This window comes from Paenalcaligenes sp. DL 309, assembly GCF_057475285.1.
In genome coordinates this window covers 173,776-195,210 of the sequence record NZ_JBYBKW010000003.1, presented here as the reverse complement: position 1 = coordinate 195,210, position 21,435 = coordinate 173,776, and the positions used below count along the sequence as shown (strand labels likewise).

The window sequence follows — 21,435 nt, the reverse complement described above, 5'->3', positions numbered from 1 at the left end:
AAAAATTATGCAAATTTGGGTTGATGCCGATGCTTGTCCGGCCGTGGTGAAAGACATTCTATTTCGTGCCGCCAAGCGCTGGCAGCGGTCTTTAACGCTAGTGGCAAATCAAATGCTATACACGCCACCTTCGCCTTTGATTAAGGCGGTACAAGTGCCGCGGGGGTTTGATGTAGCAGATGATTACATTGTGCAGCATGTGAGTGCGGGTGACTTGGTGATTACGGGCGATATACCATTAGCGGCGCAGTTAGTGGCTAAAGAGGCGCATGTGCTTAGCCCACGCGGCGAGCGTTTTACCACTGAAAATATAGGTGAGCGCTTATCTATACGCGATATGCTTGAAGAGATGCGTGGCGCGGGCGTAGAAACGGGTGGGCCAGCTGCGTTTAACTCATCCGATCAACGGGAGTTTGCTAATGCCTTAGATCGTTTGATGGTGAAGCTAATCTAATGTTAAGCTTTGACTTTCATTTGTAAAATACTTATTAAGGAATATCTCATGGCACAAGCCTCAGCAAGTCACATACTCGTTAGCAGCGAAGAAAAAGCCCAAGAATTAAAAACTGCCATTGAAGGCGGTGCAGATTTTGCGCAGTTAGCTCAAGAAAACTCTAGCTGCCCTTCCGCTCGCCAAGGCGGTGAGTTGGGTACTTTTGGTCGTGGCCAAATGGTGCCAGAGTTTGACGAAGTGGTTTTCAGCGCCCCCGTGGGTGAGGTGCAGGGTCCCGTTAAAACACAATTTGGCTATCATTTGGTGTTGGTTACTGAACGTAACGATTAAATCAAACGTAACAGTAGTCCCCACATTTGTTTGTGGGGACAAATTCTGACTAAAAACTAAGAATCAAAACTTTTAGCGTATTGCTCACGAAGTAGGTTTTTTTGTACTTTACTCATCGTATTACGCGGTAATTCAGTGACTAGGACTATTTTTTTGGGCAGTTTATAATTTGCTAAGTGTGTTTTTAACTGATTTAGTAGCGCATCTTCTTCTAGCGTAACGCCTGATTCAGGCACAATAACAGCCATCACTGCCTCACCAAAATCAGCGTGAGGTACACCAATAACGGCTGACTCAAACACCCCAGGAAGCTCATCAATTAATAACTCTACTTCTTTAGGGTATACATTGTAGCCCCCTGAGATAATCAAATCTTTGCTGCGTCCCACAATACTTAAGTAGCTATCTGGTACGCCATCACCACCAAACATGCCTATGTCTCCGGTGCGAAACCAACCATCAGCAGTGAATTCCTCATGTGTTTTTTCAGGCATTTTCCAATAACCCGTAAATACATTTGGACCACGCACTTGCACATGACCTGGTGTGCCTGTATCTAGAATCTGATCGGCATCATCTACAACACGGACCTCAATACCCGGTAGGGCTTCACCTACTGTGCCTGCCAGACGCTTGCCAACTTTGGCGTCGTAGGGGTTAGAGGTGTTCATGACGGTTTCACTCATGCCATAACGCTCTAGTATGGTCATTCCTGTACGTTCTTGAAAAGCCTCAAAAGTGTCAGTTAACAGAGGCGCTGAACCAGAAATAAATAAACGCATGTTTTGACATACATCGCGGTTAAATCTGGGGTCCGCTAAGAGACGCACATAATAGGTAGGTACCCCCATCATTACCGTACAACGAGTTAAATACTCCAGAGCTTTGTTAATATCAAAACTGGGTAGCCAAATCATACGAGCCCCGGCTAACAAAGCACCATGACAAGCAACAAATAAACCGTGAATATGAAAAATTGGCAACATATGCAAGAGCACATCATCGGCTTGCCAGCCCCAGTACGATTTTAAGGTTTGGGCATTAGAGGCTAAATTGTTATGCGTGAGCATAGCCCCTTTACTGCGGCCTGTAGTCCCTGAGGTATATAAAATAGCGGCTAAATCCTCTTTATTGGAGTGTACTGTCTGAAAGTCGGTGGATTGGTCTTTTGCCGCAGCCAGTAGGCTGCCTGTGCCATCGGCTTCTAAAGTCATTACATGGGCGATTTCGTGCTGCTGAGCTAAGGGTTCAAGCCATGCTAAATGATGAGCCGCCCCCACGAATACAGCGGGTTGTGCATCCCCTAAAAAATACCCCACTTCAGACGCGCTGTAGGCGGTATTCAAAGGCAGGTACACCAAACCAGTGCGTAAAGTCGCTAAATAAAGAAATAACGCTTCGGGGGATTTGTCTACCTGTGCCGCTACACGCGCGCCAGCGGGCAAAGCCAAGGAGTGCAGCCATTGGGCTAATTGAGCGCTGATGGCTTCCAGATCATCCCAGCTATAAGTACGTTGCGGGGTTTCTATGGCGACGGTAGAGGTATCTGCTGGAAAGCCACTTTGTAGTAGGGCGTACAGATTGTGATTGTTAGTTTGTTCCACGTGTATGTTCCTTATTTTTATTTGATTTGTTTAATGCAGCAAACGTTGCACTTTACGAGAAAGGGAAGGGGTGCCGGCTTCTAAACGTAAGCGGTTTGCATCCAGTTTGTCGGGCTCATATAAATAATTCACCATAAAACCGCAGGATTGATCTAGCCCTTTAGCAGACAGATCTGCTGCCCAGTTAATACGTCCAATACTGGCTCCATTACCTAAGTGAAACCGTGCGACGGCATCTAGAGGGATACCGTTAGCTAACGAATGAAGATAATGCGCCACTAAACGTAAGCCATGTTGTTTTAGTTCTTCGTTTTCCTCTGCCTGCGTTGTGGCATTGCGTAAGTACTGCAGCAGCTGTTGCCCAGTGGGCATAGACTCTTTGATTTTTTGTTGTTTGTTTTTTGGGAGTAAATAGCTTTGAATGTCAGCGCTCGATTGCTGAGCTAACCATTTAGAAAAACCTGGAATAGGTGAAAGCGTAGCAAAGGATTTAATCGTAGGTAGCTCTTTTGTAAGTGCATCCATAACGCGTTTTAAAAGAAAGCCCCCAAAACTAATGCCTCGCAAACCTAGTTGCGTATTAGAGATGGAATAAAAAATAGCCCAACGTGCTTTTTCCTCCATAGAAACAACGGGATGAGTGGGATCTAAAAGTTCGTGCACCTGCATGGCCATATGGTCAGCTAAGGCCACCTCCACAAAAACCAAAGGCACATCTGGCAAGCGAGGATGAAAAAAAGCATAACAGCGTCGATCAGCCGCAACACGTCGTTTCATATCTGCCCATGATTGAATCTCATGCACGGCTTCGTATTCAATGAGCTTCTCTAAGAGGGAAGCCGGAGAGTCCCAAGTAATAGGACGCAGCTCTAGCATGCCTACTTCAAACCAGTTTAAAAGTAAGGCCGCTAAGGCTTGTTCAAGCCGTGGTAGATCCGCTATCTTCGCCCCCCAGCGCAACATGTCTGCTCGTAGCATCAGCATAAGCGTTAAACAGTTGCTTTGGGCGTAAAGTCGACGAAATAAGTGCACTGCAGCCCGCTCATTGATTTCGCCTAGCTGTTGTGCGGTGGTTAACGCTTCTAATAAAACGTAACGTTCATCATCATTGGCTTCGCGGTAGCGATTCGCCCATTGAAGAGCGAATTGATTAGCGGCGCTGTCTTTTAAAGAAGCGCTGTATAAGCTATGTAAGGATTGAGCACTTAAGAGAGGATCGTCGCGCTCAAACCAGCGGCTGAAATGACTTAGTAAATCTCTCACCCTATGAGCTCCCTGTAGTAGTTGAGTGTACTTGCATGTGGTGGCCAGTGACAGTTTCTAATATTTCTAAGGGCGCTTGATTTACCTTGCCGCGCCATGCCACCATCATATCGGGGCGTACTAATACTAGATCAGCACCATAAAGCGCTTTGGCTTTGGCGTTTTTAATAGAGCTGATTTTAAGAGGCACGCCCATAGCAGAAGCTTGTTGAGCCCATGCGTTTATTTGTTGATCGTTGTCTTCATCCGTGAAGTTTAGCAAGGTAAACCCGGCCCCTAATACATCTAAGATGGATGTAGTAGGCGTGAGCCAAATATGCGGAGCTCTATGTCCAGGTCTTGCTGTGGGGAAATAACGTCTAGGATCATCTTCAGGTTCAACCGAACCATCAGGCACACAAATAGGAGAGTCGTTATAACGATAGCCCAGTAACACACCTGACGAAGCTAGGATTTTCTCTTGTCTTTGCAGCTCTAAGCTAAGCGTATTACGCAGTTCTTGCCCTTCAGCGTCTTCTCGGTCTAGTTCCTCACCATATTGCATGACGGAGTACAGCTGATCAAAATTATCAGCGGCTTCTAAGGTGTTACGTACCCCAATTGGGTGGCGCTCACTATGGTACGAATCTAAAATGTCAGCGGGTGCCCACTTGTTTAGAACAGCTTCTAGCCGCCATCCTAGTTCCACCGCATCGCCTACGCCAGTATTCATGCCTAAACCGCCTGTGGGAGAGAATTTATGGGCTGCATCACCCGCTAAAAATACTCGTCCATCTTTATATTGATCGGCAACCAAAGCATGTGCGGTCCAAGGCTGGACGTCAATAACTTCCACTTCAGGTTTTTTCCCTAAGAGATTCCATACCGCAGCTTGAGGGTCAATGTCTTTCCAATGGGTATCTTCAGGGAGCACGAGGTGATAGGTCCAATGCGTGCCGCCATCCCAGTTTAATAAGAAACCTCTATACTCTTTACGTAAAGGGAAGTAGATGTTGCCATGCCCAAAAGAGTGCGATTGCATGAATTCAGGGCTACGAAAGTAAATGGAGATAAAGCGTGCCATGCCACTACGGCCAGACATATTAATATCTAACTGAGTGCGTACGGTAGATTGCCCGCCATCACAGCCCACCATGTAATCACAATCAATACGTTCACGATAGCCATCGGCGATGCGTTCTATGGTTGCATAAACGCCATCATCATCTTGTTCAAAATCAATTAATTTCCACCCAAAACGAGCATCCACGCTTTCAAGACTGAGCACATAATCTTTTAGAGCTTGCTCTACGTGCTGTTGGCCTACAATGGTTTTTAGATATGGAGACCAGAACATTTCTTGTGTGGGGTCGGCTTTCTCACTACTGCGGGCTTGTTCTAGTTCAGCATAAGACAATAAAGACATCTGATGTAAACACTTACCGTGCATACTAGAGACCCAATAATAGTCAGCCGGGTAATCTGCGGGCACGCCCTTATCGGCTAATTTTTTATCCACTCCCCAGCGTCTAAAGTACTCCATAGTACGATTGCCCACTGCATTAGCGCGAGGGTGTGGATTCACGTCTTCTCGTTGCTCTATTAGTATAGTAGGCACTCCACGAGTCCCTAGCTCAGCTGCCATAGATAAGCCTACTGACGCCCCACCTATGACTAATACCAGACCTTTACTCATCTTTTGGCTCCTCTTTTAAAAGCGTGGGTTCAAACATAACGCCTTCAAATAATCGAATAATTACACTTTCAAATAACCCTGCCTGACTGTAGGGTTCCTGCTTCATAAAATCGTTGACTTGCTCTCTGGACTCAGCTTGGATAACAAAAGCAGAACCAAGGCGTTTTAAGCCTTCGTCATTAAGCAGCGGTCCGCCTATTACTATTTTTTGACGGTGCTGCAGCATATATTGACGATGAGAAGCACTTAGATTTTCTCTTAGAGCGCCCGTTTCAGGCGCATCCAGCGCATGCACTAAATATAAAGTAGGCGTTTTAGTTAATTGGCTCATCAATGTGTCCTGTTTTAATGAATTGATACACGACTTGATTAAAGGCATCGCTAGCCTCTAGGTTTACTAAATGCCCGCAATCCGCTAAAACGCTCATCTGTGCGTGTGGCATTAAGGCTTTGACCTTTACGCCCATTTCCGGGGGCGTTAAATGGTCATGCTCACCGTAGATCAATAAAGTGGGGTTTTGAATACTTTGGATTTCTTGGCTGCGATCAAAAAATGCAGCGGCTTCTAAGGCTTTGAGATACGAGTCTTTACGCAGTTGACAAATACTTTCGTACAAGGTGTTGTACATAGCGTCAGAGGCGGTTGGGCCTAGCAAAGAAGAGACTAAATCAGGGGCTAGCTCAGCAAAGCTGCGTCCTGATAATAAAGGCTGCTTTCTTAAGCGAATGTAGTCATGGCGTTGCTCATCACTGAGGGCTTTACCAAAGCTAGGGAAAGCGGCGCAAATAATCAAACTTTGCACTCTAGCAGCATAACGAGAGCCAAAATCCATTAGGATACGCCCTCCCATGGATAGCCCTAAAAAGTGAGCTTTTTCTATTCCTAATTCATCCATGAGACGAATTAAATCTGCGCTAATTTCTTCAAAGAGAAATTCACCCGTATAGTCGTCGGAATCGCCATAGCCGCGTACATCCCAAGCAATAGCTCTATAGCCTTGCTGAGCAAAAAACTGTAATTGTTTCGACCAATTTGTTTTGTTACCGCCTATGCCGTGTAGGAAAAAAATGGTTTCTTCTCCGGTACCACATGAAGCGTAAGCAATACGGGGAGCACTACGCGTTTTATCATAATGAATTAACTCGTTCATGGCTCTTTACTCACACCAAAGGGGCTAGCAAGCGGCCCTGATCCACAATGTGCTGACCATCTAGCTCTACTGTGCAGGCTTTTAGGGGCAGATCGAAGTGACCATTGGTGAAACGGTCGGCATACTCATTGGCCCCGGTAGAAATTAAAAAATTACCCGCAAAGGCTCTGAGCTCTGTGCCATTGGTGTCATTTTTGTCATACATAACCATCGAATCCCAACGAGCTGCTGGATTCATGCCCCAGCCTACATGAGAAACACCATAGGCATTTTTGTCTTCCCAAGCGGCTAAGTAACTACGCATTAGCTGTGCATCCAGACCTTTACCTTGAATATCCACTATAAAATCATTTTCAATAATTAAGTGCACGGGGCTTTCAAGATAACGTTTAAATGTTAAATTAACATCACCTTCATCCATCACTACTGTGCCATTAACAGTGTTTTGGCGCGGAAAGCATAAACATAACCCACCTGGCCAATAAGACACTTTTCCTGGCTCGGTCACAAAACCGGCAGACCCACGTGAAGGCGCACCTTGTACATCTACCGTTAGGTCTGTTCCAGCCGTTGAAGTGACTCGCATTTGCTTGGCTTGATCTAGCATCTGCACGCCTAATTGCACTTTTTCATGTACGGTTTTGTTAGGAGTTAAACGCTCAAGAATTTCAGGATGCTCATTACTGATCATCATTAATCGTGCGCCTTCAGACAGAATGTTTTTGAGCTCAGGAGCATGCAATAATCCTTCTACGGTACAGTCCACAACCACATCTGCCGTACGCAAAGCCGCTAAAACAGAAACGTTACCTTGGAGTGCTGGTGAGCTGCCAGTGGATCTTACCGCGACGGGATCAGTGAGGGCGGGTGAGGGCATTACCACATGAAATACCTGGGCTCGTAAATCAACTAAAGCTAATTCAGCTAAGTGGACATTTATCTTACGGGATAAGGTTTCAGAAAGAATAGCGACGCGATCGCCGGGTTTGACCTCACAAAGCTTAAACACATAACGAAAACTATCTATCCATTTACCTTCTATGCGATCTGTAAGCATATTTGCTCCTGCTAATGTATATTATTAATCAATTATTTTGGGCTATTAATCATGCAAACCCGCCACCTGCACCCTAGTGATTTAGAGTATTTCGTTCAAGTCTGTTTATTAGGCAGTATGAATCAAGCCAGTACTCAGCTTGGAGTAACCCAGCCGGCGCTCAGTAAAGCCATTCGTAGGCTAGAGAAAACGGTGGGTACCAAGTTACTTGAACGTAGTGCACGAGGCGTACGCCCTACAAAAATAGGGCAAGAGCTTTTACAAAGGGGCAGTGTGATCTTAAGTGATTTGAAAATTACCCAAGATCTGCTTCAAGAGATGAGTGGCTCCAGGATGGGAACCGTCTCCATGGGTACAGCCCTCAGTCTTAGTTCGCATTTTCTACCTGCTATTATTCAATTAGCTCAACAAAAAAGACCCAAACTCTCTTTTAAAGTAAACGAAGGTATTTTCCATCGGCTGCTACCTCGTTTATTATTAGGAGAGCTAGACTTTATTATTAGCTCACCTGCTAGTAACGAGCCGCAAACATCAGAATTAGTCTGTGAACCATTAGGTAGTAATTACTTTATGGCTTGTGTGGCGTTTGATCACCCGTTAGCCACAGATAGGCCTATATCGGATGAGCAGTTATTAGACTATCCTTGGGTACTTCCCGCTCCTCAAGGTATTTTACGGAGTACATTAAATCATCTCTTTAAGTCTAGAGGCTTACCTGCGGTGACTCCGCAGGTAGAAACCAGCTGTACCACTTTGTCTAAAGCGCTGATTATGCAACAGAACTTCGTTAGTTTTTTACCTTTAGAGCTTTTTGCCGCCGAAGAAAAAATGGGATTAATTCGTGCAGTAAAAATCCCCTGGCTGCGTTGGAAGCGAAATTTATATCTTTTGTCTCGTCGAGGCCATAATTTCTCTCCTGCAGCACAGTTTGTTATCGATTTAATTAAAGAAGAAGCGCCTAAGCATCTTAATCCGCCTTAAGATCATTATATGGAGGGAAAATAGAGCAACAAGGACCTAAATAGGGATTAGGTTATAACTTATATTCATACCCTGAAGAGAATATTGCTTTAATATTGAATTACTGTAGGAAAATACATCAATCAAGTGGTTTGTTTTTTCTAAAGGATACGGTTATGAAAATATCTCGAAATATAGCACTGGCTCTTATGCTTGGTTTGACGGTAGGAGTAACCACGGGTTGTTCGGTTGCTCGCCATCAAGAAAGTGTAGGAGAATATGTAGATGGGGCCGGGGTAACAGCAGAGGTCAAAGCACAATTAGCCAAAGATGCAACCACATCGGCTCTTAATATCCATGTAAAAACCATGGAGGGTGGTGAAGTACAGTTATCGGGCTTTGCCAAGTCTAACGCAGAAAAGAATCGCGCAGGCGAGCTGGCTCGTTCTGTTAAAGGAGTGACTAAGGTACATAATGATCTAATTGTGCGTCCTTAGTTTTTACTCAAAAACCTTCAAAATGCCATTGATATATAATCAATGGCATTTTTTCGTCCGTCTATCCTCAATTTATAAATTATGAACTTACCTTATCACCAACTCACCATGACCGTACTTATGACGCCTGATACGGCGAATTTTTCTGGCAATGTGCATGGTGGCACTATTCTAAAACTGCTTGATCAGGTAGCGTATGCCTGTGCTAGCCGCTATGCAAATCGTTATGTGGTCACCCTGAGTGTAGACCAAGTCACGTTTAAGCAGCCTATTCATGTGGGTGAGCTGGTCACCTTTTTAGCCAGTGTGAATTACACCGGGACTTCGTCTATGGAGGTAGGGATTAAGGTGGTGGCTGAAGATATTCAAGAACGTACAGTGCGCCATGTAAATAGCTGCTTTTTTACCATGGTGGCGGTAGACAATGCCTCTAAACCTGTGAAGATTGAACCGCTAAACCCTACCACCGTTGATGAAAAGCGCAGGTTTGAAGCGGCAAAGATGCGTCGTCAACTTCGTAAAGAGATGGAGCAGCGTCAGCGTGAAATTTTAGCGGTGAAGATGAATCAAGCTGATCTCTGAGCGTGCGCCTAGCCTAAGTGGTGGCCCCCAGTATCCTGTGCCTTGGCTTACATAGACTTGCATCTTACCGTAAGTATGAAGCCCCGCAATGAGCGGCTGCTGCAGAGGGACAAAATAGCGCCAAGGCCAAAATTGGCCACCATGTGTGTGACCCGAAAGCTGTAAGTCAAAGCCAGCGGGTTCAGCCGCAAACATGCTGCGGGGCTGATGAGCTAGAAGTATTTTAAGAGCGGCATCGGTAGGGCTGTGTTGTAACGCTAAGCGGGGATCGCTACTTTGGGTTGCATCAAAGTTACCTGCTCCAAAATCAGTAACGCCTGCTATTACTAAAGTGGCATCGCCTTGTTTAATGACTTCGTGTTCATTTTGCAAAACGCGCATCCCTAGACGGCGATACTCGGCTATCCATTGGTCTGCACCCGAGTAATATTCGTGGTTGCCGGTAACGGCAAAGACGCCGTGGGGTGCTTTGAGAGCAGCGAGTTCATTGGTGTGCTCTTGCAGCCCAGCGACATCTCCATCAATTAAATCACCCGTAAGCACAATAATATCGGCATGCAGTGCATTCGTTGCATCTACCACTTTTTTCACAAAGCCTTTTTTAATGGTGGGCCCTACGTGTAAATCAGTGATTTGAGCAATGGTTAAGCCCTCCAAGCTTGGAGGTAAATCGGCTACATGCACCTTTACCGAGACAATAGCAGGTGTGCGGCGAGCATTAAATAGTCCTATTAAGGTGGCTATAAGACTTAAGCCTAAAACTGCCCACACACTGTTTTGTTTTATAGGGCTGTATGGAGCATTTATAGCCCAGCTAATGAGTAAAACTACATCGCGCAATGCTGTCAGCACAAAAAGCCAAGAAAACAAACCTAGAAAAAGAAAGCTGATCCCTGCGATTTTATCGGTTTTGGGTGTGCTGATATCGTGCCGAATCATGAAACCTGCAATTACCGTTAAATAGACAAACGCCATCCCTATGATTAATGCTAAACGCGCATCACCTGTGGGTAAACCAGGTAATAGCCGAAGCACTATGTAGCTACTGCCTAGTAAAAATAAGACAGGAATACGCAGAAAAAAGCTAAGACGTTTCATAAAAATGATGGGGGTAATTAATGAAGCTGGGCTAGAGCAATAGTACAGGTATTATCCCACTAATTGTTTTTGAGTCAGACGTATAGACTCTGCTTGTAATGCTTCGTACAGTTGAATTTCATCATGTACCGCTTGCCCTAAATGCGTTTCAAAGGTGTTTTTGTTAGCAGCGCTTTGATAATCTTTATTTTGTTTTTCATTACCTAAGTTGGATTGAAATATACCGGCTGCACTCACAGGTAAAAAATCTTCATAGGTAATAGGAGTAAAGTCCACATAACCATTTTGTATTAAGCTGTCCCAATCGGCATCCGGAGCGGGTGCTTTTTTAGCTATAGCGTCAGCGTTTGGACTGGCAGAAAAATAAGCCAATTGCTGCTGACGTAGGGCATCATAGTTATCAGGAAACTCAGTAAAAACTTCGGCTAATAGCGTTTGGTAGGCTTGGGCGTAATTTTCTTTGGGTAAATCTTGGCTGCGTTCACTTACTTTAGCAATAAGCGAATCATACAAAGCACGGCCTTTAGCGGTTAAAGCAATACCACGTTGCTCCACTTCCCCAAAACGGGCGGAGTGTGTCCCTTTATTATTCTGTGCCCCAGAAAAATAGATGGCTTCATTCAATGCCATAAAACTGGTTTGCCGTAATAAAATAGGGCATTGACGAGCAGGTGGGCCTTCAATCGTTTGCTTAGCTTGCATACCATAAGCCGCCATACGATTTTGTACAGCATCAATATCCAGTGTGCGAGGCGTTAAATGATTAATATGAGGGCCTTTAAAGCAAACCACATCTGCAATGAGGGGGTGGGCTGCGCGTAATGCGGTGTAGGTTTCAAGGTCTACTGTGGCTTCGTTATGCCATTTAAAGGTATAGACTGCCTCGGTTACAAACTCATCGGATTCTTTTAGGGTTAAGCCACCGGCTTTTTCAAATTGTTGAATAAGCTCCAGACAGCGTGGAGTGAAAATAGTGCGACTTTTTAAAATGGTGGCTGCCTTTTCACGCAATTCTTTATCCTCAATCAGCTCTAAGCGCAGTAATGAGGTAAATATTCTGAATGGGTTCTTTGCTAGAGCTGTGTTCGATATGGGTCTAAACGCTGTGGAATGTACAGGCACGCTGGCTACGGTTAAATCATAATAACCTACCGGCTCCATGCCGAGCACAGCAAACAATCGTCTTAAGGTATACAGTTCTTCTGCTGTGCCAACTCGAATGGCGCCATGACGTTCAATATCTAAGCGAGTTAATTGATTGTGATTTTGCAGTTTTTTGCGTAATGATTCATTTTTAGCTAAGCTTTCTTCATTGACCTCTTGTACAAGTTTCAATAGGTTTTTATATTGAGGAACTTCTTTTTGATACATGTATGACATAGCTTTTGAGAATTTGGTGCGGATGCTGTCAGTACTGCTAAAAGTCGTATTTGTCATTTAAATCCTCCGTTATATTATCCTTTGATTCTAGTCGTTTTTTTTGAACCGTGTATGATATAGAGATCAGCCAATTAGCCAAGGAGGTTTCACTATGTCACATCCAAATAGCTTTAATGCGCGTCAAAATTTGACTGTGGGTTCACAGTCATATCAGATTTTTCAACTTTCTGCACTACAAGACCAAGGTATAGACGTAAGTCGTCTGCCATATGGTTTAAAAATTCTCTTAGAAAACCTATTACGTACCGAAGACGGCAGCAATGTCACCGCAGATGACATCCGTTTTCTGGCAAACTGGGATCCTAAAGCGGATCCAGATCATGAAATTGCTTTTAGCCCAGCCCGCGTGGTGTTGCAAGATTTTACCGGAGTGCCGGCGGTAGTGGACTTAGCCGCTATGCGTGAGGCCATGGTTTCCTTAGGTGGCGATCCCAAGCGTATTAATCCATTAGTGCCCGTAGAATTAGTTATTGACCACTCGGTGATTGTGGATGATTTTGCTCATAATGAATCCTTTAGACGTAATGTGGAAATTGAATACCAACGTAACGTAGAGCGTTATCAGTTTTTACGCTGGGGGCAAGACGCTTTTAATGATTTTAAAGTGGTACCACCGGGCACAGGTATTGTGCACCAAGTAAACCTTGAGCATTTATCGCGTTTAGTATTCACCAAAGAAGACAGTGCAGAAGGGGTGGTACAAGCCTATCCAGATACCTGTGTGGGTACAGACTCCCACACCCCCATGGTAAACGGCTTAGGAGTTGTGGCATGGGGTGTAGGCGGTATTGAGGCTGAAGCCGCTATGTTAGGCCAGCCTATTTCTATGCTAATTCCGCGCGTGGTAGGCTTTAAGCTCAATGGCTCTTTACCCGAAGGGGTTACTGCCACAGACTTAGTGCTGACGATTACCGAAATGTTGCGCAAGCATGGTGTGGTGGGTAAGTTTGTAGAGTTTTATGGTCCAGGCGTGGGTGCCGTACCACTCGCTAATCGGGCTACCATAGGTAATATGAGCCCTGAATACGGTTCCACGGTATCTATGTTCCCTATAGACGAGGAAACTATTCATTATATGCGTCTTACCGGCCGCTCTGAAGAGCAGCTAGAATTAGTTGAAGCGTATGCAAAAGCACAAGGCCTATGGCACGATCCAGATCACGAGCCTATTTACTCTGAACGTTTAGAATTAGATTTATCTAGTATTGTGCCCTCTATTGCTGGGCCTAAACGTCCTCAAGATCGTGTACCGTTGACTTCGGCAAAGTCTGCTTTCCGCAGAGAGTTGGCAGCCATGCAAGCGGAGCAAACTAAAGCCGATTATGAGGCGAACATGAAGCAGTCCTTTCCGGCTTCTGATGCCCCTTCACACGAGCAAATTACAAAAAATGTGCGTACCGTGAATGTCACCACACCGGATGGCCAGCAGTACGAGCTAGATGATGGTGCGGTAGTAATTGCTGCCATTACCTCTTGCACTAATACCTCTAATCCTAGTGTGATGATTGCCGCGGCATTGGTGGCTAAAAAGGCACATGAGAAAGGCTTAACGCGTAAGCCTTGGGTAAAAACCAGCTTAGCGCCGGGTTCACGTGTGGTGACTGATTATTATGAAAAAGCTGATCTTACCCAGTACTTAGATGCCTTGGGTTTTAATCTGGTAGGCTATGGTTGTACCACGTGTATTGGTAACTCAGGGCCATTGATTCCCGAGGTTGCTGCTGCAGTAGATGAAAAAGATTTGACCGTGGTGTCGGTGTTATCTGGTAACCGTAACTTTGAGGGGCGTATTCACCCACAGGTAAAAATGAATTATCTCATGTCACCGCCTTTAGTGGTGGCTTATGCCATTGCCGGTACCATGAATATAGATCTACATAATGATGTGATTGCCACCGATAAAGATGGCAATGATGTTTATTTAGCAGATCTATGGCCTAGCACCGAAGAAATTCAGGCGGTGGTAGAAAAATCCATTACCGAAGCTATGTATACCTCCGGTTATAAAGATGTGTTTGCGGGCGATGAGCGTTGGCAGGCATTACCTACGCCAGACAGTGAGCAGTTTGAGTGGGATCCGCAGTCTACTTACGTGCGTAACCCGCCTTATTTTGAAAACATGCCTGCCGAGCCACAGCCTGTAACTGATATTCATGGTGCACGGGTATTAGCCAAGCTAGGCGATTCAGTGACTACAGACCATATTAGTCCAGCCGGTGCCATTGCACCCATGACACCAGCGGCTATGTATTTGACTGAGCATGGCGTGGAGCCTAAAGATTTCAACTCCTATGGCTCACGTAGAGGTAACCACGAAGTGATGATTCGCGGTACTTTTGCCAACGTACGTTTACGTAATCAATTGGCTCCCGGTACTGAGGGAGGCTATACCCGTGATTTCACCCAAGATGGTGCACCAGTGGCTACTATTTATGATGCTTCCAGGAATTACATAAAAAATGATATTCCCTTGGTGATTTTAGCGGGTAAAGAATACGGTTCAGGTTCGTCGCGCGACTGGGCAGCTAAAGGCACCTTACTCTTAGGAGTACGCGCTGTGATTGCTGAGTCGTATGAGCGTATTCACCGCTCTAATCTGCTAGGAATGGGGGTATTACCATTGCAATTCCCAGAAGGTCAAAATGCGCAGAGCTTAGGTTTACTAGGTGATGAAAGCTTTGAGATTACAGGGGTAACGGCAATGAATGACGGCAGCGTGCCAAAGACCGTACAGGTGAAAGCGGGCGATGTTAGCTTTGAGGCCATCGTGCGTATTGATACTCCATCTGAGGCGGATTACTACCGCCATGGGGGGATTATGCAGTATGTGTTGAGGGGGTTGATGGAGTAAATACATCGCGGGCAAGGCCCGACCTCTACGGGTGGAGGGTCTAGCCCTTAAAGTGTTCTATCCAATAGCTCGTTGAGGCATCGTGTTTTTGATGCTTTAACGGGCTGTTTTTATTGGTGCTTAATTCGTGAATGATGTCTGTGGCGAGATTTTTCCCGTATTCCACACCCCATTGATCAAAAGGATTAATCCCCCAAATTATGCCTTGTACGAATACTTTATGTTCATATAAGGCAATCAGCGCCCCTAAGTGATAAGGAGTAAGACGGGGTAATACAATAAGGGTATTAGGCCTGCCACCTTGATGGACTCGATGTTTAGCTAACCACGCCGACTCTTCAGGGCTGTGGCCTTGATGAAGGCATTCGGCATAGGCTTGCTCTACGGTTTTACCGCGCAACATGGCTTCGCGTTGGGCCAAACAGTTAGCTAGTAGGCTTTGATGATGATTTTCCCATTTATGATCGGCCTCTTGGCAAATAATGAAATCAACGGCAGCGCCGTCACTGCCCTGATGCAGCCATTGGAAGAACGTGTGCTGGGCGTCTGTGCCCGGCATCCCCCATACCACTGGACCAGTGGCTACCGGTACTGGATTACCGGCTGTATCCACCGATTTTCCTAAGGATTCCATTTCTAATTGCTGTATATACGGCACTAAATAACCCAAGCGCGAATCATAGGGGGCGATGTTTAAAGAGCCAATGTCTAACACACTGCGATTTGCCACACCATGCAAGGCCATTTGTATAGGTGCATTGAGAGCTAAAGGGGCATTTTCAAAGTGAGAATCCATAGCGGCAGCACCAGCGTGCATACCGGCAATAACATCACTACTCACACTCAGAGCAGTAGTAAGCCCCACACTAGACCAAAGTGAAAAACGGCCACCTACCCAGTCCCAGAGCTTAAAAATATGATCTGGCGATACACCCCATTCAGCAGCACGCTCGGGTTTAGCCGTAATGGCTACTAATTGCTTGTGGGGTTGATGAACATTGGCTGCTTGCAGCCACTCTAAGGCACGGGCGGCATTTTCTAAGGTTTCAGCAGTGGTAAACGATTTTGAAGCTATTACCACTAAGGTGTCATGAGGATTAAGCCCGGCTAAGCCCGCTTCTACCGCATGACCATCTATATTGGCTATAAAACGCACATTACGCCATAGCTTGGTATAGCCAAAAGCACTCACGCTCAGGCGCACTCCCCAATCACTGCCTCCGATACCAATATGTACTATGTTACGCCAACGTCTGGCCGTATCCGCTTCTCGTATAAAAGCATTCAGCCGCTCACGTTCAGCGATAACTTCAGCTGTAGGGGCGGGGGTACGTAATATACTGTGCCAGGCCGCTCGTTTTTCGGTGATGTTAGCGATACCGCCGTGCAATAAGGTGTGCTGTTGTTGCTTGAAGTTTCGTTGAGCTAATAACTTTTCAGCCGCCTCATAAAAAGCAGCACTTTGACGTTGCCCACTGAAATCAATACTCAAGCCCGCCGCTTGCAGAATGTTTTTTTCTTTAAGGTGTGGCTGAGCCAAATGAACAGCTTGAACGAATTCTGACCAAGCAGGCAGATCTGTGAGGGAGGGCTGTATAGAGTTGAATGAGGTCATAGCTTCAAGGAATTACTTACTGAGGAGTAGGCATGGGTTTGTTATCAAGTATATTTAGTACACCACGTACTAGGCGGTAAATGTTCCAAATAGCCGTTGCAAATAAAATAATAAAACCTATACCAATAAAAGTGGTTGCAGCGCCTAATAGAGCTAGACCTACAGCAATCCAAAAGCTACGAATTTGCCAGGTGAAATGACTAGCTAGCATAGGATCTTGAATCTCATTACGTTTTAGGTAGTTAATAATAATCGCCACAATGGCTGGAATACCCCCTAAAAAGAAGGCTGCACCGTAAAGCGCATAAATGATTATAACTAACTGACGTTGACTGGAGAATTGTGGGTCAGTAGTTGGAATAGGTCGAGGGGTTGGAGTAGTATTTGGCATAAGAATTTTAGCGGGTTTTATAGGATTGAAAGAAAATGAAAAAACATAAAATAGCAGTAATTGCAGGCGATGGTATAGGTACTGAAGTTATGCCTGAAGCTTTAGGTGTATTAGAGGCCATTACTAAAAAATATAATATTGAGTTAGAGCTACAGCACTTTGATTGGTCTAGTGCACAATACTACCAGCAGCATGGTCAAATGTTACCAGATGACTGGTTTGAGCAGATCAAAGATTTTGATGCCATTTTATTTGGTGCGGTGGGTTGGCCTGATATTGTGCCCGATCATATTTCACTTTGGGGTTCATTGTTGAAGTTTCGTCGTGACTTTGATCAATACATCAATATGAGACCGGTGCGTTTGATGCCGGGAATAGAGAGTCCCTTAGCGAATAAAAAGCCGGGAGATATTGATTTTGTAGTGATACGTGAAAATACCGAGGGTGAATACACAAATCTGGGTGGCAAACTATTTGAAGGCACAGATAGGGAAGTGGTTATTCAGGAATCGGTCTTTACCCGTATAGGCGTTGATAGAGTGTTGAAGTACGCCTTTGAAGTGGCGCAAACACGGCCAGCTAAGCATCTGAGTTCAGCCACAAAATCAAATGGTTTGGCTATTAGTATGCCCTATTGGGATGAGCGCTTAGAAAATATGGCACAGCACTATCCTGACATTCGTTGGGATAAGCACCATATTGATATTATGGCAGCGCGCTTTGTGTTGCAGCCTGAGCAATTCGATGTGGTGGTGGCCTCAAACTTGTTTGGTGATATTTTGTCAGACTTGGGGCCGGCATGTACGGGTACAGTAGGTATTGCGCCTTCAGCCAATTTAAATCCCGAGCGTAAATTCCCCTCTTTATTTGAACCGGTACATGGTTCCGCACCAGATATTGCGGGTAAAAATGTGGCTAATCCCATTGCTATGCTGTGGTCTGCTGCCATGATGATAGATTTTTTAGGTGAGGATGATGCTACCTATGAAGCCGCTTATAACGATATGATGGCAGCTATTGAACACAGCCTAGAGCATGGTCCACGCACGGCAGATTTGGGTGGCACTGCTAGCACTACAGAAGTAGGACAAGCAGTGACGGCTTTGATTGCCCAGTCTATTTAGGGCGGCGCATATCGAAAAGGGTGTCGTCGTTAATTACATAGTAATCACCGGCACCACCGCCACGTAATATAGGTTGAGCTGAGGCGCAGTGGTAAATCCCTTCTTTGATCAGGACAGGGTCTACATGAATAGCCACCGCCTCGCCTAATACCATCCAGGTATCTAAAAGCTCACCTTCGTGATTTGTCATTTGAAAGTGCTTGGTAACTTTACATTCAATAGATACCGGGCTTTCACCCACGCGCGGTGCAGCAATGAGCTGGCTGGCTATGGGCGTAAGTTTAGCCAACTCAAATTCATTCACAGACCGCATGGTGCTGCTTTGATTCATGGGGACGGCTAAGCTTTTAGTGGCTAAATTCCAAGTAAACACCCCCGTTTCAATGGCATTACGCACGCTATCTTTGTAACCCACACTAGAAAAAGCAATTATAGGTGGCTGGTAGTTGAATAAAGAACAAAAGCTATATGGAGCAAGATTGACTTCACCTGCAGCGTTTTGAGTACCTAACCAACCAATAACGCGGGGGCCAACAATACCGCCAATGGGGTCATGCTTAAGACCATGGCCTTTGAGAGGTTCATAAGAGTGATAATGGTTCTGCACAGTATTTTTCCTAAATAAAAATATGCGGGAATGTCCCGATAGCGTTACATATACTTTACAACTAAAATAATTAGTCGGCAATAGAATGATTCAGATTTCATGAGTGCAGCCACCTATGTCTATTCCTACTAAATGGGATCGTGTCATCTCATCAAACATTGATCAGGTGCAGTCCTCCGTTAGCACCCTCATTACCCCACACCGTCTAAGTTTAAAAAAAGCCCTCCAGCCATTGCAAACACGTTTACGGCACGCGCAATTTGGGCAGTTTTCTTTGATGCGTTTGGGATATGGTGCGGATGTGCGTATTCAACCAGATGAATTAGCCGGGTTTTATTTAATACAGTTGCCTCAGTATGGGGGGGCTTTAGTACGTTGTGGCACAGAGGAAGTGGAGTCGTCACCTAAAGTGGCTACTGTACTTAACCCTAATACAGAAATAGATATGGTTTGGTACGCCAATAATGAGCAGCTAATGCTAAAAATTGACCGTCTCTTAATTGAACGTTTAGCTGAGGCCATGGATATTTCTGTGCCTAGTTCGGGGTTAGTGTTTCCCGTACGTTTAGAGGGCCATCGCTCTACTAACTGGCAGCTAATGCAACGTTATTTAGTGGATTGTGCGCGTAATGCCGATTCTGTGCTGCAGTCTCCTTTATTGGTGGCTCAATTAGAACAGCTAGTAGCCACTACATTTTTAGGGGTGCATACGCCGTTATTGCAGCCACAAAAACCGCGTCCATTCGGCAAAGTGTTACCTAAACACATACGTTTAGTAGAAAATTATTTATACGAAAATGCAGATCAAGCAGTACGGGTGGAAGAACTAGCCGCCTTAGCTAATGTAAGTGTACGCAGCTTACAGGTAGGGTTCAAAGAGTATTTTGGGTTGAGCCCTATGCAATACTTGCGCCAGATCCGTTTAGATCAAGCGCGTGCTGATTTGCTGAATACCGAAGCGGCCGCCCCTTCGGTGGCTGAGGTGGCCTTGCGTTGGGGGTTTCATCAAGGGCGTTTTAGTGCTGAGTATAAGCAACGTTTTGGTGAAACACCCGGCCAAACGCTACAGCGTATTCGTAGCTAATACGCTTTAAATTTACACCTACTGCTGCTCCTATCCCTAAATCTAAGAGATTATTTTTTTGCAATACGTTGAGCTGCTAAGTAACCCGATTGACCACCTAAACCAGGACCGGGGTGCACTGAAGCCCCAATGTGATGTAGGTTAGCAATGGGAGTTTTACCTGTACGCGCCTTAGCTTCACCCGCAAAGGGGCGCATAAAGAAAAACTGATCTGGAGAACACACGCCAGAGTAGGGATCACCGCCCACTAAATTTATATTGGCTTGTTCTAAATCGGCTGGGCTAAAGGCTTTTTGGCCAACAATATGCTGACTAAAGCCAGGCATTACCGTTTCTAAGCGTGTAATAACACGTTGCACCATAGCGTCACGGGTGGCATCTGTCCATTTACCATCAGCAGGTACAGAGATTTCATTGGCGGTATCAGCAGTGATTTTAGAGGGCATGTCTTGCATTTGCACCCAAAGTATCCATGAGCCATCGGGCGCGCGACTGCTGTCTACGGCTACTGGTTGGCCTACTGCTAAGGTAGGCTTAGTAGGTAGCCAGCCGTTATTGGCTTCCACCACTGAAGCGCAGACCTGCTCCATGCTTTCCGTTACATGCACCATGGGCACATGAATGAGCTCTGCGTTAATCCACTGTGGTTTTTCTTTAAGTGCAAAGTGGATTTGCATGCCGCCACGGCCATATCTATAGGCTTTAGCATGGGCTTTGTAAGTGGGAGCGATTTGATCTTGAGGGAGCAACTGCTCGTAAAGCTGATTTGGGGTGACGTTTGCTACTACAGCTTTATTAGCCAGATATTGTTCATTACCCACTTGCACGCCTGTGGCTTTCCCTTTGTTTATTAAGATTTTATCTACGTGTTTATTGGTTAAGACTTGGCCACCATTCTCTTCAATGATTTTAATGAAGCCTTTAACGATGTTGTAGCTGCCGCCTTGTACCACTGGCATACCTCCGGCTACTACCGCCGAAAAGGTAAGTTTGCCGATGAGGGCTGAGCTGGCCTCGTCAGGGCCTAAACCACTGTGTAACACCCATGGCGCTATCATGGCCTTGGAAAGATCGTTTTGCAGTTCACGCTCAGACCAACGACGAAAATTTTCTAAAGATTGGGAAGCAAACTGCATCATGCCATCTACACCACGTTGCCGCCATGATTTGAATACCAGCTTGCTGGTTTCCCAACTATAAGGTTCACCGCCCATGAGGCCAAAAACGAGAGGAGCGTCTGCACCAAACATGTTTTCTGCGGCTTGTCCAACGGCATCGCCATCACCAGCTTGCAAGGCATTTAACTGGTTGACGGTATCTTTCATGTCTTGACGCAAAGCAATCCCGGTGCCATTAGGGGTGGCTAAGCCTGTGCTGTAATCACCACTAACAAAATGTACGCCCGCATCAGCTAAGGGCTGTTTGAGCTCAGCATAAGCAGCGCCCCCTACAAAAAGCGGATACCAGCTAGAAAACACATCATGAGTAAAGCCAGGAAATAATTCCTCGGTACGTATGCAGCCACCAGCAACGGAGTTACGTTCTAAAACGGTAACCCTAAGCCCTTTAAGCGCTAAGAGCGCCGCACAGCTTAAGGAGTTCATGCCGCTGCCTATAATCACCACATCGTGAGCTTGAGACATGAAGCGCTC

General features: G+C 45.5%; 20 protein-coding genes. 8 read left to right on the top strand and 12 right to left on the bottom strand.

All coding sequences use genetic code 11. From position 1 onward, the window contains the following. Positions 1 to 7: 7 nt before the first annotated feature. Positions 8 to 454 (top strand): YaiI/YqxD family protein, encoded by a 447-nt coding sequence (locus AC2UZJ_RS05670; protein ID WP_486949275.1) that lies wholly within the window; start codon positions 8 to 10, stop codon positions 452 to 454. A gap of 27 nt (positions 455 to 481) precedes the next feature. Further along, a complete protein-coding gene (locus AC2UZJ_RS05665; RefSeq protein WP_486949274.1) occupies positions 482 to 784 on the top strand; it encodes a peptidylprolyl isomerase in 303 nt (100 codons plus the stop codon). A 56-nt stretch (positions 785 to 840) separates the two neighbouring features. Here the strand turns inward: AC2UZJ_RS05665 and AC2UZJ_RS05660 are convergent, their stop codons facing one another. The 6 genes from AC2UZJ_RS05660 to AC2UZJ_RS05635 are packed head-to-tail and all read right to left on the bottom strand — an operon-like array spanning position 841 to position 7,534. Further along, complete coding sequence (locus tag AC2UZJ_RS05660) at positions 841 to 2,388, bottom strand: malonate--CoA ligase (protein WP_486949151.1); 1,548 nt, start codon at positions 2,386 to 2,388, stop codon at positions 841 to 843. 30 nt (positions 2,389 to 2,418) lie between these two features. Next, positions 2,419 to 3,651, bottom strand: coding sequence for a malonyl-CoA decarboxylase domain-containing protein (locus AC2UZJ_RS05655; RefSeq protein ID WP_486949150.1), 1,233 nt, complete (start codon positions 3,649 to 3,651; stop codon positions 2,419 to 2,421). Position 3,652: 1 nt separating this feature from the next. Next, positions 3,653 to 5,326 (bottom strand): FAD-dependent monooxygenase, encoded by a 1,674-nt coding sequence (locus AC2UZJ_RS05650; RefSeq protein WP_486949149.1) that lies wholly within the window; start codon positions 5,324 to 5,326, stop codon positions 3,653 to 3,655. Next, positions 5,319 to 5,657, bottom strand: coding sequence for a YciI family protein (locus tag AC2UZJ_RS05645; RefSeq protein ID WP_486949148.1), 339 nt, complete (start codon positions 5,655 to 5,657; stop codon positions 5,319 to 5,321). The genes AC2UZJ_RS05650 and AC2UZJ_RS05645 overlap by 8 nt, the downstream gene beginning before the upstream one ends. After that, positions 5,641 to 6,477, bottom strand: a complete 837-nt coding sequence (locus AC2UZJ_RS05640) for an alpha/beta fold hydrolase (protein WP_486949147.1) — start codon at positions 6,475 to 6,477, stop codon at positions 5,641 to 5,643. The genes AC2UZJ_RS05645 and AC2UZJ_RS05640 overlap by 17 nt, the downstream gene beginning before the upstream one ends. 10 nt (positions 6,478 to 6,487) lie before the next feature. Beyond that, entirely contained in the window at positions 6,488 to 7,534 is a 1,047-nt protein-coding gene (locus AC2UZJ_RS05635; RefSeq protein WP_486949146.1) for a 2,5-dihydroxypyridine 5,6-dioxygenase NicX family protein, read from the bottom strand. Between the two features lie 51 nt (positions 7,535 to 7,585). Between AC2UZJ_RS05635 and AC2UZJ_RS05630 the strand changes: the two genes are divergently transcribed. From AC2UZJ_RS05630 to AC2UZJ_RS05620, 3 genes are all read left to right on the top strand, one after another. After that, positions 7,586 to 8,515 (top strand): LysR family transcriptional regulator, encoded by a 930-nt coding sequence (locus tag AC2UZJ_RS05630; protein ID WP_486949145.1) that lies wholly within the window; start codon positions 7,586 to 7,588, stop codon positions 8,513 to 8,515. Between the two features lie 155 nt (positions 8,516 to 8,670). Next, on the top strand, positions 8,671 to 8,991 hold the full coding sequence (locus AC2UZJ_RS05625; protein ID WP_486949144.1) for a BON domain-containing protein: 321 nt from the start codon (positions 8,671 to 8,673) through the stop codon (positions 8,989 to 8,991). A gap of 81 nt (positions 8,992 to 9,072) precedes the next feature. Further along, positions 9,073 to 9,573 (top strand): acyl-CoA thioesterase, encoded by a 501-nt coding sequence (locus AC2UZJ_RS05620; RefSeq protein WP_486949143.1) that lies wholly within the window; start codon positions 9,073 to 9,075, stop codon positions 9,571 to 9,573. Here AC2UZJ_RS05620 and AC2UZJ_RS05615 read toward each other — a convergent pair. Continuing rightward, a complete protein-coding gene (locus AC2UZJ_RS05615; RefSeq protein WP_486949142.1) occupies positions 9,541 to 10,671 on the bottom strand; it encodes a metallophosphoesterase in 1,131 nt (376 codons plus the stop codon). The two genes, AC2UZJ_RS05620 and AC2UZJ_RS05615, sit on opposite strands and share 33 nt — an antisense overlap. 51 nt (positions 10,672 to 10,722) lie before the next feature. After that, complete coding sequence (hglS, locus tag AC2UZJ_RS05610) at positions 10,723 to 12,108, bottom strand: 2-oxoadipate dioxygenase/decarboxylase HglS (protein ID WP_486949141.1); 1,386 nt, start codon at positions 12,106 to 12,108, stop codon at positions 10,723 to 10,725. Positions 12,109 to 12,202: 94 nt separating this feature from the next. On the opposite strand from hglS, the gene acnA reads away from it, so the two are divergent. After that, a complete protein-coding gene (acnA, locus tag AC2UZJ_RS05605; protein WP_486949140.1) occupies positions 12,203 to 14,962 on the top strand; it encodes an aconitate hydratase AcnA in 2,760 nt (919 codons plus the stop codon). A 40-nt stretch (positions 14,963 to 15,002) separates the two neighbouring features. Here the strand turns inward: acnA and pgi are convergent, their stop codons facing one another. Continuing rightward, positions 15,003 to 16,577, bottom strand: coding sequence for a glucose-6-phosphate isomerase (gene pgi / locus AC2UZJ_RS05600; RefSeq protein WP_486949139.1), 1,575 nt, complete (start codon positions 16,575 to 16,577; stop codon positions 15,003 to 15,005). Positions 16,578 to 16,593: 16 nt separating this feature from the next. After that, complete coding sequence (locus AC2UZJ_RS05595) at positions 16,594 to 16,968, bottom strand: DUF4870 family protein (protein ID WP_486949138.1); 375 nt, start codon at positions 16,966 to 16,968, stop codon at positions 16,594 to 16,596. Between the two features lie 35 nt (positions 16,969 to 17,003). Here AC2UZJ_RS05595 and AC2UZJ_RS05590 point away from each other — a divergent pair, with 35 nt between their 5' ends. Next, a complete protein-coding gene (locus tag AC2UZJ_RS05590; protein ID WP_486949137.1) occupies positions 17,004 to 18,092 on the top strand; it encodes a tartrate dehydrogenase in 1,089 nt (362 codons plus the stop codon). On the opposite strand, the gene AC2UZJ_RS05585 is transcribed toward AC2UZJ_RS05590, so the two are convergent. After that, a complete protein-coding gene (locus tag AC2UZJ_RS05585; RefSeq protein WP_486949136.1) occupies positions 18,085 to 18,699 on the bottom strand; it encodes a flavin reductase family protein in 615 nt (204 codons plus the stop codon). The two genes, AC2UZJ_RS05590 and AC2UZJ_RS05585, sit on opposite strands and share 8 nt — an antisense overlap. 115 nt (positions 18,700 to 18,814) lie before the next feature. On the opposite strand from AC2UZJ_RS05585, the gene AC2UZJ_RS05580 reads away from it, so the two are divergent. Continuing rightward, entirely contained in the window at positions 18,815 to 19,783 is a 969-nt protein-coding gene (locus AC2UZJ_RS05580; RefSeq protein ID WP_486949135.1) for an AraC family transcriptional regulator, read from the top strand. Between the two features lie 50 nt (positions 19,784 to 19,833). Here the strand turns inward: AC2UZJ_RS05580 and AC2UZJ_RS05575 are convergent, their stop codons facing one another. Continuing rightward, on the bottom strand, positions 19,834 to 21,426 hold the full coding sequence (locus tag AC2UZJ_RS05575) for a phytoene desaturase family protein (protein WP_486949134.1): 1,593 nt from the start codon (positions 21,424 to 21,426) through the stop codon (positions 19,834 to 19,836). Positions 21,427 to 21,435 lie beyond the last annotated feature (9 nt).